The following is a 19,247-nucleotide window of genomic DNA, read 5'->3' as shown; positions in this document are numbered from 1 at the left end:
AACAGGTGACGCTCACACACGATGAGCGCGCCTTTATGATCGGAGCTGATCATGAATAACAACAACAAAGACCAAAGCCTTACGCACATTGAAACCTACGGGGTCGAACAGATCCCGGACAACGAACGCACCGCAGGCCCGACGGACTTATTCCGGATGATCTTCGGCGGTTCCAACACTTTTGCCACCGCCGTGCTCGGCAGTTTCCCGGTGCTGTTCGGCCTGTCTTTTCAGGCCGGCGTCTGGGCGATTGTGCTGGGCGTGCTGCTGGGCTCGCTGATCCTCGCGCCAATGGGCCTGTTCGGCCCTATCAATGGCACCAACAACGCCGTGTCTTCCGGTGCGCACTTCGGCGTGCACGGGCGGATCGTCGGTTCGTTCCTGTCGCTGTTGACCGCCATCGCGTTCTTCTCGCTCTCGGTGTGGAGTTCGGGTGATGCGCTGATCGGCGGTGCGAAACGCCTGATCGGTCTGCCGGAAACCGACCTGACCCTGGGCCTGGCCTACGGTCTGTTCGCGATCCTGGTGCTGACAGTCTGCATCTATGGCTTCCGCTTCCTGTTGTGGGTGAACAAGATCGCGGTATGGAGCGCCAGCCTGTTGTTCCTGCTGGGCATCTTCGCCTTCGCCGGGCCTTTCGATGTGAACTACGCCGGCACCGTCAACATGGGGCAACCAGGTTTCTGGGCCGCCTTCATCGGTGCTGCACTGGTGGCGATGAGCAACCCGATTTCCTTCGGTGCATTCCTCGGCGACTGGTCGCGCTACATCCCGCGTGACACCTCCAAGCGCCGGATCATGGCCGCCGTGGTGATCTCGCAGATCGCGACATTCATCCCGTTCCTGTTCGGACTGGCCACCGCCACTATCGTTGCGATCAAGGCACCGGACTACATCGCGGCCAACAACTACGTCGGCGGTCTGCTCGCGGTTTCGCCAAGCTGGTTCTTCCTGCCGGTGTGCCTGATCGCGGTGATCGGCGGCATGTCCACCGGCACCACCTCGCTGTATGGCACCGGGCTGGACATGTCCAGCGTGTTCCCTCGGGTGCTGTCGCGGGTCAAGGCGACGTTGCTGATCGGCGTGATGTCGATTGCCTTCATCTTCATCGGGCGCTTCGCCGCGAACCTTGTGCAGAGCGTGTCGACCTTCGCCGTGCTGATCATCACCTGCACCACGCCGTGGATGGTGATCATGATCATCGGCCTACTGGTGCGTCGCGGCTTCTATTGCCCGGATGACCTGCAAGTGTTCACCCGCGGCGAGAAAGGTGGCCGCTACTGGTTCACCCACGGCTGGAACTGGCGTGGCCTGGGTGCCTGGATCCCGAGTGCACTGGTGGGCTTGTGCTTTGTGAACCTGCCGGGGCAGTTTGTGGGTGTGCTGGGCGATCTGGCCGGCGGCATCGACATCAGCCTGCCGGTCACACTCGGCCTTGCCTCGCTGGTGTACCTGACGCTGCTGAGCCTGTTCCCGGAACCGGCCGCGGTGTTCGGGCCAAATGATGCACGCAGCAAGGGCACGGATTCGCTCAGTAAACCGGCGATTCGACAAGCCGCCTGATTTGACACAAACGGTGGTCAACGGAACCTCTGTGGCGAGGGAGCTTTGTGGCGAGGGGGCTTGCCCCCGTTCGACTGCGCAGCAGTCGCAATGCAGTAACGAGTTCTGATCAAAGAACTGCGGTTGCAGGTTTTGGGGCCGCTTCGCGACCCAACGGGGGCAAGCCCCCTCGCCACAGCAAGCTCCCTCGCCACAAAAAGCGGACTGATTGCCACATTGCTTTTCAGCCTCACCATAAAAAAGACAATCGGAGACACGCCATCATGGCTTTGGATTTATTCGTCGTACTCATCTACGCCGCCGCGATGCTGATACTCGGCTACTACGGCATGCGCAAGGCCAAGACCAACGAAGACTTTTTGGTCGCCGGTCGTAACCTCGGCCCGAGCCTGTACATGGGCACCATGGCCGCTACCGTTCTGGGCGGCGCGTCCACCGTGGGCACCGTGCGTCTGGGTTATGTTCATGGCATCTCCGGTTTCTGGCTTTGCGCCGCACTGGGTTGCGGGATCGTCGCGCTGAACCTGTTCCTCGCCAAACCGCTGCTGAAACTGAAGATCTACACCGTTACCCAGGTGCTGGAAAAACGCTACAACCCAATGGCCCGCACTGCGAGCGCGGTGATCATGCTGGCGTATGCGCTGATGATCGGCGTGGTCTCGATCCTGGCCATTGGCACCGTGCTGCAAGTGCTGTTCGACCTGCCGTTCTGGCTCTCGATATTGGTCGGCGGTGGCGTGGTGGTAATTTATTCGGCGATCGGCGGCATGTGGTCCCTGACCCTGACCGATATCGTCCAGTTCGTCATCAAGACCGTGGGCCTGATGTTCATCCTGTTGCCAATCTGCCTGTACCGCGTCGGTGGTTGGGATGAGTTGGTGTTGAAACTGCCGGCAACCGCCTTCAGCTTCACCACCATCGGTTGGGACACGATCATCACCTACTTCATGATCTACTTCTTCGGGATCCTGATCGGCCAGGACATCTGGCAGCGTGTGTTCACCGTCAAGAGCGCCAAAGTGGCTCAGGTCGCCGGTACATTCGCAGGTTTCTACTGCATCCTTTACGGACTGGCCTGCGCCCTGATCGGCATGGCCGCTCATGTGCTGATCCCGGACCTGGACAACGTCAACAACGCCTTCGCCGCCATCGTCAAACTGTCCCTGCCGGACGGTATCCGTGGCCTGGTAATTGCGGCTGCCCTGGCGGCCATGATGTCCACCGCCAGCGCCGGCCTGCTCGCCGCCGCCACCACCCTGACCGAAGACCTGCTGCCGAAACTGCGCGGCGGTAAACAGTCGAGCCTGGGGATCAACCGCCTGTTCACCCTGCTGACCGGCATCGTCGTGCTGGGTATCGCGCTGGTAGTAAACGATGTGATCAGTGCCTTGACCCTGGCCTACAACCTATTGGTGGGCGGCATGCTGATCCCGCTGATCGGTGCAATCTTCTGGAAACGCGCAACCACCGCCGGCGCTATCGCCAGCATGGGCATGGGCTTTGCCACCGCGCTGCTGTTCATGATCAAGGACGGTATGGACGTCAACACTCCGATCTACTACAGCCTCGGCGTGGGTCTGGTGAGCTTCGTGCTGGTCAGCTTGCTGTCCCCTCGTCCAGCAACGGTGGCCAGCGCCGCCTAAGCTGAACATAACGACTTGATGCTTTCTTCGACGGGTGTGGCGTCGGTTGCCACACCCGTTTTTTTTCGTCTGGAGAAAACCTTTGATGAAGATTGTTTCTCGCGATCAGTGGTTCGAGGTCAAACAGCTCAGTGACGGCATTCGGCTGATTCACGAGCCTTACATCCGGCCTTTCTATCGCTGCAACCTCTGGCACATTCAGGGCCGCGACAAGGACTTGCTGCTGGACAGCGGTTCCGGGCTGGTGAGCCTGCGTGAACAGTTGCCGTGGATCACCGAACGGCCGTTGGTGGCGGTCGCCAGTCATTGCCATTTCGACCACATTGCCGGGCATCACGAATTTCCGGAACGGCTGGTGCATCCGGCCGAGGCCGACATCCTGGCGGCACCCGACGGCGAAAACGATTTGAGCCGGGCGTTTGTCGGTGACGAGATGTTCGAGGCTCACCCGGACTGCCCGTTGTGCTACGCCGAATATCGAGTCAAAGCCGCACCGGCCACGGGGATGATTGAAGAAGGCGATGTGCTGGATCTGGGCAATCGCGTGCTGCAGGTGCTGCACACGCCGGGGCATTCACCGGGCGGCATCAGCCTGTACGAAGCCGCGACCGAGACCCTGTTCAGCGGCGACATCATCTACGACGGCCCGCTGATCGAAGACGCCTACCATTCCAATCTCGACGACTACGCTCGCAGCCTGCAACGCTTGCACGCGTTGCCGATCCGAACGGTGCACGGCGGGCATTTCGGCAGTTTTTCCGGGGAGCATTTGCGCACGATGATTGACGAGTGGCAGCGCTCACACGCCTGAAGCCTGCTGTACTCAAGCCCAAGGACAACAACAATAACGCCCTCGAAGAACCCCCATGAAAAGAGCTGCCGTTCGTGCCGCCGTGCATCGCTTCATCAGCCGCCTGCTGGAGGGTCAGGATGACTTCGACGACAACGCCAGCCTGGCGCAGTTGGGATTGGATAAACAGGATATCGAAGAGCTGATCTTCCATCTGGAGGATGAGCTGGGGTTGACGGCGTTTACAGCAGAAGAAGACCGTATGCTCAAGGACGCCAGGACGGCGAATGATTTGAGTCGGTTTTTGGTGGAGATTGGTCGGCATTGAGTACGAATGCCAAGCGCGCGCTCGTGGTGAACTGTGGCGAGGGAGCTTGCTCCCGTTCGGCTGCGCAGCAGTCGCCAATCCTGTTCCGATTATTCCCTGACAATTCTGAGGCTACCAAGGGGCGCTGCGCGCCCCAGCGGGAGCAAGCTCCCTCGCCACAGAGGATTTGCCAGGTTTTAGCCAGTGCGGGCCAGACTTACCGGCGGCGCTGCTGGCGTCGACGCTGTTCGTCGTCAGTGCGAATTGGCACAGGTTGCAGAGGCGGTTCGATCAAACCGAGTGCAACACCCAGATCGTGCAGCCAGTTTTGGATTTTCTCTTTCATGGTGCCCCCTTCAGGGTAGTGCCGAGCGGCTGAAATTCTGTAGCCCCTTCGCACTGATAATAGTCCGAAGTCCTACGCAATGCTCGGCCAAATCCGCAATGATCTGTTACTGAATTGATCAGAATACCTGACCGATAGTTCAAGCAATCGCCGAAGCCTGCACTGGCTCCGATGGATAGACCGCCTGTTGCTGCTCAATCCACGCGTTCAGGTTGGCCCCGACCATGCCTTTGCGCCACATCAACCAGGTCGTCGCGTGGGCAAACGGCTCCGCCAACGGGTGCACCGCCACGCTTTCGCGACCCGGCAGGCTGGCCAGCATCGACTCCGACATCAGCGCCACGCCCGAGCCAGCAATCACACACGCCAGCATGCCTGGGTAGGACTCGATCTCCATCGCCCGCCCCATGGCCGCGTGGTCATGGGCGAACCAGGCTTCAAGACGCATCCGATAGGAACAGCCCTGACGAAAGGTAAATACCGAGCGCCCTTCCACATCCAGCGCACTGCGCACCGGCGGGTGATCGGCCTCGCTGATCAGTACCAGCCGCTCGTCGCATAACGGCACGCCGTCCAGACCGGCCAGCTCCAGCGGGCCATCCACCAAGGCCGCATCGAGACGACCGGTGAGCAAACCCTCAAGCAATTCACCGCTGGGCCCGGACTGCACTTGCAGGTTCACCGCCGGGTACGTGCGGTGATACCGCGCCAACAACCCCGGCAGATGAATCGCCGCCGTGCTGTACATGGTGCCCAACACGAAGTCCCCGGCCGGTTGCCCGCCCTGCACCGCCGCCTGGGCTTCATCGCGCAAGTTGAACAGCTTGGCGGTGTAGTCCAACAGGACTTTTCCCGCAGGTGACAGTTGCAAACGCTGACGCTCGCGGACGAAAAGCTCTACACCGAGCTGCTCTTCAAGTTGCTTGAGCCGCGTCGACAGGTTCGACGGCACCCGGTGCAACCGTTCGGCAGCACGGGTGATCGACCCCTCCTGCGCTACGGCCTGGAAGATTCGTAACTGACTGAACTCCACGATCTTCTCCAAATCAGAACAAGTTACTCACTATTATTCATTTTTAAAGAAAGTCAATCAGTCCTAGCCTGACGGTCATTGAGCCTTTGCCGGAATCCAGACCATGTCACCACTGATTCGCTTACTCGCCAGTTTTATTGCCCTGATGATGGCCATGGGCATCGGGCGTTTCGCCCTCACGCCGCAAATGCCGCACTTGCTCAGTGAAGGTCAGATCGACCTGACCGCCGCCGGTCTGATTGCGGCCGCCAACTACCTCGGTTACTTCGTCGGCGCCGTGGACGCCATGTTCTCTCGCCGTCCCGAACAGGTCCGTCGGCGACTGCTCGGTGGTCTGTGGCTGTGTGTACTGCTGACATTGGCGTCGTTCTGGGCCAACGGCTTCTGGTCGCATCTGGTGCTGCGATTCGGTACCGGCGTGGCCAGCGCCTGGGTATTGGTGATGATCACGTCGTTGAGCCAGCCACTGGCCGCGGCAGCCGGTCGCCCACGACTGGGCGCCCAGGTATTCGCCGGACCGGGTTTGGGGATTTTTCTCACAGGGATGTTGGCCTTGGGCTCGCACCTGCTGGGGCAGACGTCTGCAACTTTGTGGCTGGTGTACGCCGGTGTCGCCCTGGCGATGCTGCTGGGGATTCTGCCTTTTCTGCCGCAATCGACCGCCGCTGTGGTTGCCGCACCGAGCTCAGGCACTTCGAGTCAGCGAGGCATTGGCCGTCTAGGTGTGATCTACGGGCTGTACGGTTTGGGCTACATCATCCCCGCCACGTTCCTTTCGCAAATGGCCAGCGCCCAATTCCATGGTCAATGGCAGGCCGACCTGTTCTGGCCGTGCTTCGGCCTGGCGTCGGCCATCGGAGTGGTGCTGGTCAGTCTGCGTCGACAAACCCCGAATGGCACTCGCCACTGGCTGATGGTGACGTTGTGGCTGCAAGCCGCCGGCGTCTTTGCCTGCCTGTTGGGCAGCGGGCCGGGCTTGGCCTTGGGCGTCATTCTTTGCGGCACGCCGTTCCTGGCCTGCATGCAATTGGTGATGCAACGCTCCCGGGAACTGGCGCCCCACGCCACCCAACGCAACGCCGGGTTGCTGACGGCTTGCTTTGCCGTGGGTCAGCTCGCCGGACCGTTGCTGGCGGCGCTAAGCAGCCATTTCAGCGGTGGATTGCAGCCCGCGCTGGTGGTCGCCGGCAGTGGCCTGCTTGTCGCCGGTGGGTTGTTGTTGCGTCCGGTCACTGCTGCCCAAGGGCTTTGCGCAAACGACGGCGCACCCACTGCTCAGCGCTGACAAACGTGATGCCCAACAATACCAGCACGGCACCGATGACGAAGTTAACGCTCAGTTCTTCACCCAGCAACACCACGCCGAACGTGACACCGAACAGCGGCGTCATGAACGAAAACACCGCCAGGTTCGCGGCCAGATACCGGCGCAACAGCCAGAACCACGTCAGGTAGCTGAAGAACGACACCACCAGCCCCTGGAACAGCACGCTCGCCACCGCCACGGTGGTCAGGCTGACGTGGGTCACCTGACCGCTGAGGATCGCGATCAGCAGCAGCCCGACGAATCCGACGATCAGTTGATAGAACAGAGTCAGCGTCACCGGAGCTTCAGACAGCCGCGAGGCGCGCACCACCACCGTGGTCGCGCCCCAGGATGCCCCGGCCAGCACACCCAACGCATCGCCCATCAACATGCGGTGATCGAGGTTGTCCCAGGACACGCCGCCGGCAAACGCGATGGCGATCCCGACGAACGCGAGGAAAATCCCCAGCCACTGCACGGGTCTCAAACGTTCGCTCGGCAGCAGCCAGTGCACGCCCAATGCGGTGAAAATCGGCGCGGTGTAGAGGAACACCGACATGTGCGCCGCCGTGGTCAGTTGCAAACCTTCGGAAATGAAAAAGAATTCCAGACCAAACAACGCACCGGCCAGCAAGCCACCGCGCCAGGTGCTGCTGACCTGGTCCCAGCCACCCTTCCAGCAAATCAACAATCCTACAAGCAACGCGGAAATACCCGATCGCCCCGCCGCTTGCATGACCGGCGCGATGTCGGGCGCCGCCCATTTGATCATTACTTGCTGCACGCCCCAGATCAGGCACAACCCGATCATCACTTGCAGGGCAAACCCATCGGCGCTACGCCGGCTGGCGCTCACCGGAACACCTCGACAACAACAAACATGGCAGTGACTCGACAGTAAAAACAAAGCCCCGGCCTGCTTGTTGAACAAACGGTTTCGGGGCGAAAAGTTATGCTGTCGATTATTAACCAGATGGCCAGAAAATGCCGCCGCGGAGGACTTTTAAATTCCCTGGTAGGTACGACAAAAAATCACCCGTGGGAGCCAGCCCCTGCCCGCGATAACGTCATCGCAGGCAACTGGATCACAGCATCTTTCGCGCAACCCAATACCCAACAGTGCAGGCAATGCAGGTGGCCAACGTGCCCCAGGCCATGTCCATCAACGCCAACTGCGCCGACCATCCGTTCAACGTCGCCCAATTGCTCAAGTCATAGGTGCCGTAAGCCACCAGCCCTAACAACGCGCCCAGCGCCGAGGCTCGTCGCCAGGTCTTTGCCGGCAACACCACGAACACCACACAACCGAATACATAGAGAAGATAGAACACCGCTGCCGGGGCCAGCAGCGGTTGGTCGAGCATCAGCGGACCGAGCAGCGCCCGATAAGTCGGCGCCATCAGCACGCCGAGCCAGAGGCCGTCGAGCACGAGAAACGCGAGCAAGGTGCCCGCGTAAGCAAATAGCGTTTTTTTCATAGCAGCCCAACCCCATGTAATCGTCCTACATGGGGCTGGAGCGAGGTCAGCTTAGTTCAATGCGATCGGCATGAATGACGATCTGGCCGTTCTTGTACAGCGTACCGATGGCCTTCTTGAAATTGCCTTTGCTGACACCAAACAGGCTGGTGATCACTGTCGGATCGCTCTTGTCGCTGACCGGCAGGGTGCCGTTGTTTTCACGCAACTTGGCGAGGATCTTCGAGTTGAGGCTGGTGGCGGCTTCTTCGCCTACCGGTTGCAGGCTCAGGCTGATCTTGCCGTCGGCACGGACTTCTTTGATAAAGCCCTTCTCTTCCTTGCCGGCGCGCATGAACTTGAAGATTTCGTTCTTGTGGATCAAGCCCCAGTGCTTGTTGTTGATGATCGCCTTGAAACCCATGTCGGTCGCTTCGGCCACCAGCAAATCAACTTCCTGGCCTGGGGTATAACTGGCCGGGGTCTTGTCGAGGTAACGGTCCAGGCGTGCCGTCGCGGTGATGCGGCGGGTGTGCTTGTCGAGGTAGACGTGCACCACGACATATTCGCCGGCGGTCATCTGACGTTTTTCTTCGGAGTACGGCAGCAACAGGTCCTTCGGCAGGCCCCAATCCAGGAAAACACCGATGCTGTTGACTTCAACGACTTTCAAACTGGCGAATTCACCGACCTGAACTTTCGGCTTTTCGGTAGTTGCGATGAGTTTGTCATCGCTGTCCAGATAAACAAAAACGTTGAGCCAATCTTCATCTTCGCTGGGAATATCTTTGGGAATATAACGATTAGGCAGGAGGATTTCGCCGTCCGCGCCACCGTCAAGATATAAACCGAAGTTAGTGTGTTTAACCACTTGCAAACTGTTGTAGCGCCCGACTAAAGCCATTTCCAATACCCTCATTGCGTGGGCGGCATTCTACCCGATTTTGCGGACGGCGTTCCCGTAGCCAGCCCGGTGACAGCAGAAATTCTTCTGCAGGCCTTCATTTTCCTGGGTTCTGCCTCGGGCTTTTGGCCGCTCGTCAGGCCGAACGGGTGATCGCCACCCTCGCCAACGGATCTGAAACCTGTGTTTTTCTACCGTCGTTCTTATTTAAAACAGCGGCTTAGGGACGTGTTTCGAATAATAGCTTGTGATTAATGACGCCCCTGCGATGTGTATTTTGGGGGGATATTAGCCAAGCAATTGTCAAGTATTTCCTGTACGATGCTTGGCCAAGTTAATTTTCTACAGGTTAATGGCCGCCATGCGTGTAAAAGCATCCAACAGCAAAGCAAAGCCAGCTCCAGCCGTTGAAACCAGCGAATCGATCAACAACCAGATTGCTGCGTTCCTCAAGTCCGGTGGCGAGATCCAGCAAATTGCCAAAGGCGTGAGCGGCCAGACGTTCGGCCCGTCCAAGCAGATCACTTTGGGCAAGAAGTAACACATCCCCCAAAGATCCGCCGCGTCACCTGGTCCGTAAGCGCTTTGAGCTTCGAAGCGCTTGGACTGGAACCTCCCCGCAACACCCCGCCAAACACATCAATATTTCAAAAATCGACGAACGGCCTTCAATGCCGAGTATTCGCCGGTATGCTTGCACACGTCTAAATCAAGCGTTTCAGTAGGTTTTCGTTCCTGCTCCTCGCGGTCATGGAGTGACGCATGCTCAAACCCTCCTATCTATTGCTCGGCACCCTGCTGTCGTGTTCGGTCGCCAACGCGCAAGTCTTCCAGCGTGAATTGGGCGACTTCGACCTCAAACTCGGCACCACCCCCAGCCGCAGCATGGCCCAGGGGCTGGTCAAGCCTTCCAGCACCGGCTCGTTTCACGGTGGCCTGGACCTGAGCCATGACAGTGGCTTTTACGTGGGGCAATGGGCACCGAGCATGGGTTTAACCCCGGGGGCCAAACTTGAAGTCGATTCCTACATGGGCTTTAAACAGCCTTTCGACAATACCCTCGGCTACGAAGTCGGCATGATCCGCTACAGCTACCCGAAAGTGGACACCCTCGACAGCCAGGAGCTGTTCGGTGGCCTGACCTTTCTCGGCAGCCGTTTCGGCGCCGCGTTCAGCAACGACCCGGACAAACAGAACAGCACCGTATTCGCCGACCTGGGCGGCAATCAGCCGTTCGGCATCGGGATCAGCATGAAATACACCACCCACCAACTCAACACGCCGGCGTCCGTCGACGGTGGGTACATCGGCAGTTTCACCGACTGGTCGGTGCAATTTTCCCGGCCGTTCATGGGCGTTGACCTCAACCTGATCTACAGCGACTCAAGCCTCAGCGGCAGCGACTGCTCTGCCTATTCCGGGCACAACAGCCAATGCGACGGGTTGTTCACCCTCAAGGCCGAACGCGCCTTCTATTGATCGGCTGAACTGCCGGGCCCATTCTGCGTTCACATAAGAACCCCCCTCACGAAGCCAGGCTTTCGCAAGGATTCGCTCATGTCGCGCTGGTTAAAATATCTCGCCGTCATCATCACCCTCAGCCTCGCCCTTGGCGCGTGTAGCCGCGTGGGCCTGGCCTACCGCAACCTCGACGTGATCATTCCGTGGACGCTCAGCGACTACCTGGACATGAACGGCGAACAGAAAGGCTGGTTCAACGAGCGCCTTAAGGAACACTTGAGCTGGCACTGCACCACGCAACTGCCGGGCTATCTCGACTGGCTGGACCGTTTGCAAGTCATGGTCGAGACCAATCAAGTCACCGACGCCGCGCTGCTAACCCGCACTCAGGAAGCCAAAGCTGCCATCGCCCAGACCGCCCGGGAAATCACACCCTCGGCCATCGAGCTGTTGCAGGGGCTGGATGACAAGCAAGTCGCGGAAATGAACGACGCCTTCGCCAAGGATCAGCGCAAACGCCAGGAGGATTACGTTAAACCGTCTCTCGATCAGCAGATCAAGCAGCGCGGCGAGCGCATGGAAAAGCGCCTGAATGACTGGCTGGGTCAGCTCAGTCCGACCCAGCAACAACGGGTGGTGACGTGGTCGAACGCCTTGGGTGACCAGAACACACAATGGATCACCAACCGTGTCCATTGGCAAAAGCAGTTCAGTGCGGCCGTTGCGCAGCGCCACAGTCCGGAATTCCCACAGCGCATCGAGACGCTTCTGGTGAATCGAGAGAGTTTGTGGACGCCGGCGTACCGTCAGGCCTACGCCAATACCGAAGCGCAGGCACGAAGCTTGTTTGTGGATTTGATGGCTGAAAGTACGCCGGCACAGCGCCAGCGTTTACTGAAGAAAATTGAAGGGGTTCGCAAGGACTTCAACGATTTGAAATGCCTGAAAGCCGCGCAAAAAAGTTAACCCCAACACAAGTCAAAATGTGGGAGTGAGCCTGCTCGCGATTGCGGAGTATCAGACAACGACGATGTCGACTGACACTCCGCAATCGCGAGCAGGCTCACTCCCACATTGGTTTCAGGTGGTCTTCAGGCAATCTGCGCCTTCGACGCCACCTCATCAAACGTCAGCTCATCCAGCGCATCTTCCTGCTCATCCAATACCTGCCGCGGATGATCATTACCCGGAATGCTGCTGTCGATCAGGCTCAACAAACTCGAGCCCCGCGGCGTCAAAATGTAATTGGAGCCGGTGCCGCCCTGCTCTTCTGGCCGAGGCTCGATGTAACCACGCTGCAGCAGTAACTTTTCGTACTCGCCGGCCACCGCTTTGAGGTGATCGAGGTTTTCAGTCGCTTCGCCTTCCGACGCTTTCTCCGCAGCGTACTGCTCGGCATACGGGCGCGGCGTGAAGCTGTTTTCACCTTTCTGCACTTCGTGCAGCAAGCGTTCAATCAAATCCCAGTTGTAAGTTGTCATCCTGATTCAACCTCCAAAGCCTGTGAGAGAGAGGGCCTTCTTAAGTTGTGACCGACACCGCACGCAGCCGTTCAGCCGAGTTTTTTGCGGCTAACGACCGACGGCATGTCGATTTGGACGCAGGTCAAACGACTAGGCTCTGTAAGACACCTCCCAGCATTGCGAAGGAGAAACCTGATGAACGTTCAGAATCATCCCGTCGTGTCCCGCGAAGAATGGCTCGCCGCCCGCAAACAACACCTGGCCCACGAAAAAGTCTTCACCAAGGAGCGAGACAAACTCAGTGCCGAACGCCGCGCCCTGCCCTGGGTGAAAATCGACAAGGACTACCGCTTCCAGGGCCAGAACGGCGAACTGAAACTCGCCGACCTGTTCGGCGGCCGCAGCCAATTGGTCATCTACCACTTCATGTTCGCCGCTGGATGGGACGAAGGCTGCCCCGGCTGCTCGTTCCTGTCCGACCACATCGACGGCGCCAACCAGCATCTGGCCCATCACGACGTGGCAGTGGTCGCGGTTTCCCACGCACCCTTCGCCGAATTCCAGGCCTTCAAACGGCGCATGGGCTGGAAATTCGACTGGGTGTCGTCAGAAGGCTGCGATTTCAACTACGACTTTGGCGTCACCGCCCGAGCCGAAGACGTCGCTGCCGGTAGAGCCACGTACAACTACGAAAAGTCCGACGGCGCCGAAGAAGAACTCCCTGGCCTCAGCGTGTTTTATCGCAATGAAGCCGGCGACATCTTTCACACTTATTCCACTTATGCCCGTGGTCTCGACCTGCTGGTCGGCGCCTACAACTACCTCGACCTGACGCCCAAGGGCCGTAACGAAGAGGAAATCATGGGATGGGTGCAGCACCACGACAAATACGACGACAAGACGTCATCCAGCTGCTGCCATGGGGGATAGTGAGCTAGAACACATAACAACTTTCAGGCCGCAGAGTCTCGAACCGCCACGACCGGATAACGCCATCGGCCGTGGTGTAAACCGAGTAACTGCAGTCGAACAGCCAGTTGAAGTAGTAGCGACTGCCGTCGCCCTCGACTACTCGCTGGTAGCGGTGTTCGTGATTGTTCGGGGACCACAACATGAGTCGACAGCGAACATCGCAAGGGGTGTTTTCGAGGTCGGGTATTGGTTGTCCTACCAGGTTGTTGGTGCTATCGACCCACGCTGAACGGGAAGGTCCGCAAGCCGATAGCGACAGGGCCAGCAACATCAACGCTAATTTTGGAAGCATGTCCGATCCTGGGGTATACAGATTTTCTGTTCGAAAACTCAATATTTAAAATTGGTTTTTACTTCTCCACCATGGGTGTAAGACATTACAAACGAAACCCATTTTTCACCACGTTTAACTGCGTTCGCGTTCAGTTCATCCACCAGCGAGTGCAGTATTGCACCATTGAAGTTAGTTTCGGCGTTTGTTACGGAAACGCCGTTAATCTCAACTTTTAGCTGCCATTCCAGATAGCCTTCGCCAACCTCAACCTCATAGCTGAAAGAGTCATAGTCGTGAACAATCCCTGATTCTATCAAGGCAAAAATCTTCTTCACCAACTCTAGATCTTCAGTAATCACAATACAATCTCCGGCACTTCATGTGCTTCATTTTTAAAGGACAACGTTTTTGTCTCGCCATTTATTGTATAGGTCAATTCCAGGGTATCTGGCCGCGCCATACCTGGTTCTTTCCGGTTAAACCTTATCGTCGTCGGCCCCACCGTTTGAGCTGGATCATTCAAAGCCGCCCTGATTTTGTGTTCGTAGAAAACCTTATACGCTGAGTTATTAAAATTCTGATCCTGCGGGAACAGATTATAGGCATCACAGGTCCCGCCCTGGCTACACGCCTGAGCATGCCCGCCAACGTCTGTCTCCCGCCCTTCCTTACCGGCCGCGGTCTGTCTCGAGTCTCGAGGGACCTTGGTATTGGTCGGGGTAAAGGTCAGCTCTTCGACCTGGCCCTTGCTGTTGGTCTTGAAGCTGTCGCCATTATCCAGTTCATAGCGGGTGTCCGGGCTCCTGGCACTCGGGTTATTGAGCAACTCGTACTCTTGGGTGCCTTTGACAGCGTTGGCGGTATTGACTTTCACAACCGGAATATCGACATGCCCCCCTACCGTGTGTTTGGGGCTGTCGCTCGATGCAGGTGGCGGGGCTGGCTTGCCGTTCGGGTCTCTATCGACCCAGCCCTTGTCCGGCGCATCGCCAAACTCTTTTTTCCAGTCAGGGTGCTTTGGATCTACCTTCAGCGGGTCGGTGATCGGGCCACCCGCAGAGCCTTTGTTCCCTACGACGCTAATGATCCTGCCTGTGGCTTTGCCTGCGACATTCGTTGCAGTGCTCAAAGCGATATTGAGCAGTGTCGTAGCACCGCGAACGTAGATATCGCCCTGCTGCTGACTCACCCCATCCTCGTACATGTTTTTGAAGGTGTCGTCGCTATGTTGCAGGTCCTGCTTGCTCTGGCCGCTGAGTTCACTGGCGATGGTTTTTGTCGAAAAAAGGGGACAGATTTATTTTCTGGTTATTTCACCAATGCCAAATAAATAGGTCCGTCCGCTTTGCGTCCAATACTACCGAGACAATTCTCTAGCGGTAGCCCTTGAACCAATACGACAACACACCTCCTACTCACAATTTATCAGAACACAAGTATTGCCAGATTTCACAACCAAACTAATCGGCTTTTGAGTCGCACCATCATCCGTTGATATCTCAACTTGCTGTTCTTGATTTTCGAGAGACTGCAGTTCCTTTACGAGCTGCCTAATTGTTTTCCCTCGACTCACCCAATCAGGTTTATTTTCATCAGCCATATCAATCTCCGATACGATTCAAGTTCACATCGAAAGTCCCAGATCGCGTTTCTTTACTCCTGTCCCCTTTTCCTCAGGCTTCTCAGGAGCGGACTCTCACCGCTAGGAAAAAAGGGGACAGATTTTTCTGGTCTGCTCATCGGGTGCTGTCTAGTCCTGAAACAGGTGTAAACCTTATTCAGGACGGGACAGACCAAACAAATAAATCTGTCCCCTTTTTTGAAACAAATAAAACAAATAAATCTGTCCCCTTTTTTGTTTGGATGGCTGGCAGGTCTCGTGTGGCCTCACGGGCCGGTTTTTTCTTGGCCGGCATACATGCTCCTTCTTCAACATGTTACGCCCGAACACAAAATTTATGACACTCCCGGCTGACCTTGGGCGGGCTGATTGCATCAGGGATAACCTGCCCCGGCCCTATTGCACCATCAGTTTTTTATGTGCCCTAAGAACTCGACCATTGCTAGTGGATCACGCTCCACGAGTTTTTCAATCAAATCTTCCGCTGCCCAGTGCAGAATCATGTCATTCCCATCGCCATCCTTGCAGAGGATGAGATCACTTGACAAAGAAGAGTCAACAACATTGACCTCTCTATCACTGAGTGCCATCAGGCCACCGTAACCATCATAAGGAATGACCCAGTAAAAGCGCTCGTTCTCTATCCAGTAAATCCCAAAAACCTGCACAGGCTCTTCTCGCCCAAGTTCTCGAACAATCATATCCACATCACTCAATAGTTCTTCCGGGCTGCAGCGCAGGCGGCAGCTGTTGCGGCGTGGTGATTTTCATATCATATGCTTTACCGGTAACGGAGTTGTACTGGTAGTGAACGGTTATATTTTCTCCGCTAGGTAGACGGTGACTTACTTCCATTTTTCTCCACCCCTCACTCCGCGGAAAATCTTTATCGCCTGCTAGTTTCGTATCACGACCAGCAGCAGGACAGATTTATTTTCTGATCACTTCAACAATTCCAAAAAAATATATCCGTTCACTTTGCGTTCTGGAAAAACAAATAAGCCAGACTCCTTTACGATTCCTATTGCTTATCCTGCGCAAATCACGAAATCAACAATGCACAATAACACTATATACTCTGCCAAGCTCGCGCCTTAATTCATCAGCAATACTTACAGCTTCTTTATTGAATTCTAACTCTTCTTTTTCACTTTTAAATCCAGAATTCGGGGGGTATTCCTCATCAAGAGTTTTATCATATGCTGCGGCCCAATCCGCAAGACGCTTCTTCAAATTATTTGAGATAGGCAGGCTATCAGGGGATATATTCCCTACCTCCCCGGGTGAAGCTTCCCAAAGCGGAAAACAATAGTAATCAGCCATTAACTTTATAACTCTCATTTGATACGCCCTGCAGGATTCGCTCCGACTACGAAGCCATTATTAGAAACCGTAATAGCAATTCTGTGTGTTTGCCCATCCACAACCGTCTCGTAAACTGGACGCTCAGTTCCTGAACCTTGATAACCGACAATTTTTCCTTCATTTACTGCCTGCATAACCACCTTTGGTATTTGAGACTCCGCAATGCCAATATTTGCAAAATAATTTACGTGTTCTCCAATAATGTGCTGCAAGCCAGCTTTTGAATTTCCTGTTTCCAAAAACACAACTTTGCCGGTCGAACTCCGGGTTGTTGCGATAACATTCTCAGGGCTGAATTTCACCCCATTCGCAGTCATCTCCTCAAGGTAGTTAGGGTTCACTCCGTACTTGGGAGTTTGATTCAGGAGGCCAAAATCTCCATCTGCCCTAGATACGACATTATCCCAAATAGGTGTTTTAGCAACGATACCCTCACCAATCGCCTCCCTCGCAACCCCTTTCCCAAAAACGGACCCCAGAACCTTACCAACCCACGCCATTGGCAAAGGAGCGAGCGACCCGATGGCCAAAGCGTCTTTTGCCGCCTTCGCGTTGCCTGCACTGATCCAGCGCTGGGTTTCTGGATCCGTCAGGTCAATGCCGGCCCCGCTCGCAACACACGAAGCGTCACCACAAGGCCGGAAGCGCGGATTGAACGCCTCTCCATCAACAAGAACTGGTGATCGGAAACCACCCTGAGCATCCAGTACCCGACCCGAGAGACGATCACGGGCCTCATCGCTGACGCTCGGCGTTTTGCTCCAGTCATAATCAGGCGCAACGGGGAATGCCGCCCAAGTGTAGTTGGTGGTCGATGCTTTGATATAGGCAACAAGATCCACATCGAGTTTTGCTAACTGCTGGACGTATTGGCCATTGCCCAAGTCCACCCATTTTCCCGAAGGGTCGTAAATGCCATCCTTGGTGGCAACCATGTCGGAGCCTGGTTGAATGTCGGTGCCGTTAACACCAGATAGCCGCAGTTGTTCTTCGATTTGTTCAACGGTGTACTTTCCACCGCTGCGTGCGGCCAGTTGCGCGGCGAGTTCGCGATCTTCCCTATGCAACTGTCTGTTGTATTGTGAAGCATTCTTTGCAACCCATGCAGCCTTCTCCAACTTACTCGCATCGACGTCTTTTTGCGCCGTAGCGGCCAACACCCCTACGATCTGAGAGCTCATCGTCAAGAGGTTGTCATCCCCTTTGACCAGATTATCCAGGACACCGACGAGCGCTTCATTCGCACCCGCCGCTAGGGCGCCAGTCTTGAAGTCCCCACCCGTCACTTGGGCCAACAACCCACCCACCATCGCGTGGATCGCGATTTTTTGCATTGAGCCGTCGTCAATTACGCCTTTTGTGTAGTCGCCTACCGCACTGAAACTGGCCGCTGCCAATGTGTTGAACAATGCGGTTTTCAACACATCACTTGCACTACCTCCTTGCCCAAGTGCCTTACCCAGCAGAGCAGAGGTTCCGCCTTGCAATACCTGATTTCCAGCAAACCGGCCGACCCCTTCCAGGCTGCTCAAGTCAACGGTTACTTTCCCCGTAAGCGGATTGGTCGAAGTTTTCAGAATGGAGTCAAAGACACCCGCCGTTAAACCCGCCGTCACACCGGAAATCACATAACCCTTTATCGCATCCGAGGACGTCACATCCTTGAACACCGCCCCAAGATTTCCTCCATTGTTGATAAAACTGGTCGTCGCATTCGTCGCAGCACCCGAAGCCACTGCCGCCAAACCGGCAGCACCGACGGTCCCCATACTGGCCGTCATAGCTGTCAGTGCAGCAGGGCCGACAATAGCCGCCATGACAATCGCAATGATGATCTGCGACGCCGGCCCCAACCCGGAGTTTTCATACTTGAACGACTGATGAATCTCTTTCACCAACCGCCAATCGACATCACCCCGCGCCTCGGCCTGCTTCAACCACGCCAGTTGCGGATCAGCCTTGACCATCGCATCGATGGATTGGCTGACGGTGTCCTGGTTGATCTGTTTGAGGTCGATGTGCAGGCCGTCGACGGCTTTGATCGTGATGTCGCCTTTGGCGATCATCTGGGTCTGGTGCAAGGTCTCGTCGGTGTTGCCCTTGCCTTTCGATGAGGTCCAGAACGCATCGCCATCGCTCTTGGTGTGACTTTCATCGTGATAGTCCTTCACCCCCTCAAACGTAATCGCCCCACCACTCTCCAGCGTGATGTCCTTCTCGCTGCTGAGCTTCGCCACCTGATACCGCTGATCCCCGCCGCTAACCAGCGTCAGGTCCCCACCCGCGGTAATTTCACTGCCGATGTTTTTCACATCGGTCACTTCATCACGCTTGGTTTTCTTCGCGCCGAAGGAGCCTTTTTTCTTCTTGTCGTACAGCGAGTAGTCGCTGTCTTGCGCCGCGAGGATGTCGAGGTTGTTGCCTGCCGCCAGGTAGGCTTCGTCGCCGGCGGTGATGCGGCTGGAGATCACGGCGAGGTCTTTGCCGGCGTCCAGTTTGACGCTGCCGCCGGCCGTGATGCCCGACATGACCTGGCTGACGTGGTCTTCCTGCACCGTCAGTTTTTTGCTCTTGGACAGGGAGTGTTCCTCGTCCGCGGCCGAGCCGATGGTCAGGTTTTCCGTTGCGGCCATGGTGATGTCGCGCTTGGCGTCGATCTGGCTGGCGATGACGTTGATGTCGCGCCCGGCCTGGACGGATAGGTCGTTGGCGGCTTCGATGCGGGCGGCGTTGTCGGCGCGG

The 19,247-nt window shown here is 56.6% G+C and carries 22 protein-coding genes and 1 pseudogene; 9 read left to right on the top strand and 14 right to left on the bottom strand.

Translation table 11 applies throughout. The features are described 5' to 3' along the window. Window positions 1-51: 51 nt before the first annotated feature. The 4 genes from ACA075_RS07580 to ACA075_RS07565 all read left to right on the top strand — a co-directional run bounded on the left by ACA075_RS07580 (window position 52) and on the right by ACA075_RS07565 (window position 4,324). The gene (locus ACA075_RS07580; RefSeq protein ID WP_497297960.1) at window positions 52-1,563 is read left to right on the top strand and encodes a purine-cytosine permease family protein; all 1,512 of its coding nucleotides are present in this window, start codon (window positions 52-54) and stop codon (window positions 1,561-1,563) included. 263 nt (window positions 1,564-1,826) lie between these two features. Beyond that, window positions 1,827-3,206 carry a sodium:solute symporter family protein gene (locus ACA075_RS07575; protein WP_497297959.1) on the top strand — a complete coding sequence of 460 codons (1,380 nt, stop codon included), beginning with the start codon at window positions 1,827-1,829 and terminating at the stop codon, window positions 3,204-3,206. 85 nt (window positions 3,207-3,291) lie between these two features. Beyond that, window positions 3,292-4,017 (top strand): MBL fold metallo-hydrolase, encoded by a 726-nt coding sequence (locus tag ACA075_RS07570; protein WP_497297958.1) that lies wholly within the window; start codon window positions 3,292-3,294, stop codon window positions 4,015-4,017. Between the two features lie 55 nt (window positions 4,018-4,072). After that, entirely contained in the window at window positions 4,073-4,324 is a 252-nt protein-coding gene (locus ACA075_RS07565) for an HAD family hydrolase (RefSeq protein WP_010462011.1), read from the top strand. Window positions 4,325-4,520: 196 nt separating this feature from the next. On the opposite strand, the gene ACA075_RS07560 is transcribed toward ACA075_RS07565, so the two are convergent. Further along, the gene (locus ACA075_RS07560) at window positions 4,521-4,649 is read right to left on the bottom strand and encodes a PA1414 family protein (RefSeq protein WP_007914492.1); all 129 of its coding nucleotides are present in this window, start codon (window positions 4,647-4,649) and stop codon (window positions 4,521-4,523) included. Window positions 4,650-4,788: 139 nt separating this feature from the next. Further along, a complete protein-coding gene (gene ptrR / locus ACA075_RS07555; RefSeq protein WP_497297957.1) occupies window positions 4,789-5,682 on the bottom strand; it encodes a putrescine utilization regulator PtrR in 894 nt (297 codons plus the stop codon). A 103-nt stretch (window positions 5,683-5,785) separates the two neighbouring features. Here ptrR and ACA075_RS07550 point away from each other — a divergent pair, with 103 nt between their 5' ends. Next, the gene (locus ACA075_RS07550) at window positions 5,786-6,967 is read left to right on the top strand and encodes an MFS transporter (RefSeq protein ID WP_497297956.1); all 1,182 of its coding nucleotides are present in this window, start codon (window positions 5,786-5,788) and stop codon (window positions 6,965-6,967) included. Here the strand turns inward: ACA075_RS07550 and ACA075_RS07545 are convergent. From ACA075_RS07545 to ACA075_RS07535, 3 genes are all read right to left on the bottom strand, one after another. After that, window positions 6,912-7,844 (bottom strand): DMT family transporter, encoded by a 933-nt coding sequence (locus ACA075_RS07545; protein ID WP_497297954.1) that lies wholly within the window; start codon window positions 7,842-7,844, stop codon window positions 6,912-6,914. The genes ACA075_RS07550 and ACA075_RS07545 overlap by 56 nt on opposite strands. Window positions 7,845-8,073: 229 nt before the next feature. Continuing rightward, window positions 8,074-8,466 (bottom strand): DUF2177 family protein, encoded by a 393-nt coding sequence (locus ACA075_RS07540; protein WP_497297953.1) that lies wholly within the window; start codon window positions 8,464-8,466, stop codon window positions 8,074-8,076. A 46-nt stretch (window positions 8,467-8,512) separates the two neighbouring features. Next, window positions 8,513-9,349, bottom strand: coding sequence for a CvfB family protein (locus ACA075_RS07535; RefSeq protein ID WP_497297952.1), 837 nt, complete (start codon window positions 9,347-9,349; stop codon window positions 8,513-8,515). Window positions 9,350-9,701: 352 nt separating this feature from the next. Between ACA075_RS07535 and ACA075_RS07530 the strand changes: the two genes are divergently transcribed. The 3 genes from ACA075_RS07530 (at window position 9,702) to ACA075_RS07520 (ending at window position 11,776) form a co-directional block, all read left to right on the top strand. Further along, entirely contained in the window at window positions 9,702-9,890 is a 189-nt protein-coding gene (locus tag ACA075_RS07530) for a PFL_1563 family small protein (protein WP_017337097.1), read from the top strand. Between the two features lie 221 nt (window positions 9,891-10,111). Further along, the gene (locus tag ACA075_RS07525; RefSeq protein WP_497297951.1) at window positions 10,112-10,828 is read left to right on the top strand and encodes a TorF family putative porin; all 717 of its coding nucleotides are present in this window, start codon (window positions 10,112-10,114) and stop codon (window positions 10,826-10,828) included. A 78-nt stretch (window positions 10,829-10,906) separates the two neighbouring features. After that, window positions 10,907-11,776 (top strand): DUF6279 family lipoprotein, encoded by an 870-nt coding sequence (locus tag ACA075_RS07520; protein ID WP_497297950.1) that lies wholly within the window; start codon window positions 10,907-10,909, stop codon window positions 11,774-11,776. A gap of 125 nt (window positions 11,777-11,901) precedes the next feature. Here ACA075_RS07520 and ACA075_RS07515 read toward each other — a convergent pair whose 3' ends face one another. Continuing rightward, window positions 11,902-12,291 carry a transcriptional regulator gene (locus tag ACA075_RS07515; protein WP_094468582.1) on the bottom strand — a complete coding sequence of 130 codons (390 nt, stop codon included), beginning with the start codon at window positions 12,289-12,291 and terminating at the stop codon, window positions 11,902-11,904. A gap of 177 nt (window positions 12,292-12,468) precedes the next feature. Between ACA075_RS07515 and ACA075_RS07510 the strand changes: the two genes are divergently transcribed. Continuing rightward, window positions 12,469-13,203, top strand: a complete 735-nt coding sequence (locus ACA075_RS07510) for a DUF899 domain-containing protein (RefSeq protein WP_497297949.1) — start codon at window positions 12,469-12,471, stop codon at window positions 13,201-13,203. Window positions 13,204-13,207: 4 nt separating this feature from the next. Here ACA075_RS07510 and ACA075_RS07505 read toward each other — a convergent pair whose 3' ends face one another. The 8 genes and pseudogenes from ACA075_RS07505 to ACA075_RS07470 all read right to left on the bottom strand — a co-directional run. After that, window positions 13,208-13,537, bottom strand: coding sequence for a hypothetical protein (locus tag ACA075_RS07505; protein ID WP_497297948.1), 330 nt, complete (start codon window positions 13,535-13,537; stop codon window positions 13,208-13,210). Between the two features lie 38 nt (window positions 13,538-13,575). Then, the gene (locus ACA075_RS07500) at window positions 13,576-13,878 is read right to left on the bottom strand and encodes a hypothetical protein (RefSeq protein WP_219095148.1); all 303 of its coding nucleotides are present in this window, start codon (window positions 13,876-13,878) and stop codon (window positions 13,576-13,578) included. After that, a complete protein-coding gene (locus ACA075_RS07495; RefSeq protein ID WP_497297947.1) occupies window positions 13,875-14,708 on the bottom strand; it encodes a DNA/RNA non-specific endonuclease in 834 nt (277 codons plus the stop codon). The genes ACA075_RS07500 and ACA075_RS07495 overlap by 4 nt, the downstream gene beginning before the upstream one ends. 222 nt (window positions 14,709-14,930) lie before the next feature. After that, window positions 14,931-15,119 (bottom strand): hypothetical protein, encoded by a 189-nt coding sequence (locus ACA075_RS07490; RefSeq protein ID WP_497297946.1) that lies wholly within the window; start codon window positions 15,117-15,119, stop codon window positions 14,931-14,933. A gap of 178 nt (window positions 15,120-15,297) precedes the next feature. Continuing rightward, window positions 15,298-15,435 carry a hypothetical protein gene (locus ACA075_RS07485; RefSeq protein ID WP_497297945.1) on the bottom strand — a complete coding sequence of 46 codons (138 nt, stop codon included), beginning with the start codon at window positions 15,433-15,435 and terminating at the stop codon, window positions 15,298-15,300. Between the two features lie 112 nt (window positions 15,436-15,547). Then, window positions 15,548-15,847 (bottom strand): hypothetical protein, encoded by a 300-nt coding sequence (locus tag ACA075_RS07480; protein ID WP_497299209.1) that lies wholly within the window; start codon window positions 15,845-15,847, stop codon window positions 15,548-15,550. Between the two features lie 343 nt (window positions 15,848-16,190). Then, window positions 16,191-16,463, bottom strand: a complete 273-nt coding sequence (locus ACA075_RS07475) for an immunity protein CdiI family protein (protein WP_497297944.1) — start codon at window positions 16,461-16,463, stop codon at window positions 16,191-16,193. Between the two features lie 14 nt (window positions 16,464-16,477). Next, window positions 16,478-19,219 (bottom strand): annotated as a pseudogene (locus ACA075_RS07470) (DUF637 domain-containing protein); the annotation flags it as partial. Window positions 19,220-19,247 lie beyond the last annotated feature (28 nt).

The organism is Pseudomonas sp. LBUM1663 (assembly GCF_059695905.1).
The sequence above is the reverse complement of the archived record's forward strand: the minus strand, read 5'-3'. Positions and strand labels throughout refer to the sequence as shown.

Coding starts and splice junctions, on each gene's coding strand:
- ACA075_RS07580 (WP_497297960.1), top strand. CDS start 52: ATGAATAACAACAACAAAGACCAAAGCCTTACGCACATTGAAACCTAC.
- ACA075_RS07575 (WP_497297959.1), top strand. CDS start 1,827: ATGGCTTTGGATTTATTCGTCGTACTCATCTACGCCGCCGCGATGCTG.
- ACA075_RS07570 (WP_497297958.1), top strand. CDS start 3,292: ATGAAGATTGTTTCTCGCGATCAGTGGTTCGAGGTCAAACAGCTCAGT.
- ACA075_RS07565 (WP_010462011.1), top strand. CDS start 4,073: ATGAAAAGAGCTGCCGTTCGTGCCGCCGTGCATCGCTTCATCAGCCGC.
- ACA075_RS07560 (WP_007914492.1), bottom strand. CDS start 4,649: ATGAAAGAGAAAATCCAAAACTGGCTGCACGATCTGGGTGTTGCACTC.
- ACA075_RS07550 (WP_497297956.1), top strand. CDS start 5,786: ATGTCACCACTGATTCGCTTACTCGCCAGTTTTATTGCCCTGATGATG.
- ACA075_RS07540 (WP_497297953.1), bottom strand. CDS start 8,466: ATGAAAAAAACGCTATTTGCTTACGCGGGCACCTTGCTCGCGTTTCTC.
- ACA075_RS07535 (WP_497297952.1), bottom strand. CDS start 9,349: ATGGCTTTAGTCGGGCGCTACAACAGTTTGCAAGTGGTTAAACACACT.
- ACA075_RS07530 (WP_017337097.1), top strand. CDS start 9,702: ATGGCCGCCATGCGTGTAAAAGCATCCAACAGCAAAGCAAAGCCAGCT.
- ACA075_RS07525 (WP_497297951.1), top strand. CDS start 10,112: ATGCTCAAACCCTCCTATCTATTGCTCGGCACCCTGCTGTCGTGTTCG.
- ACA075_RS07520 (WP_497297950.1), top strand. CDS start 10,907: ATGTCGCGCTGGTTAAAATATCTCGCCGTCATCATCACCCTCAGCCTC.
- ACA075_RS07515 (WP_094468582.1), bottom strand. CDS start 12,291: ATGACAACTTACAACTGGGATTTGATTGAACGCTTGCTGCACGAAGTG.
- ACA075_RS07510 (WP_497297949.1), top strand. CDS start 12,469: ATGAACGTTCAGAATCATCCCGTCGTGTCCCGCGAAGAATGGCTCGCC.
- ACA075_RS07505 (WP_497297948.1), bottom strand. CDS start 13,537: ATGCTTCCAAAATTAGCGTTGATGTTGCTGGCCCTGTCGCTATCGGCT.
- ACA075_RS07490 (WP_497297946.1), bottom strand. CDS start 15,119: ATGGCTGATGAAAATAAACCTGATTGGGTGAGTCGAGGGAAAACAATT.
- ACA075_RS07485 (WP_497297945.1), bottom strand. CDS start 15,435: ATGCCGGCCAAGAAAAAACCGGCCCGTGAGGCCACACGAGACCTGCCA.
- ACA075_RS07475 (WP_497297944.1), bottom strand. CDS start 16,463: ATGGCTGATTACTATTGTTTTCCGCTTTGGGAAGCTTCACCCGGGGAG.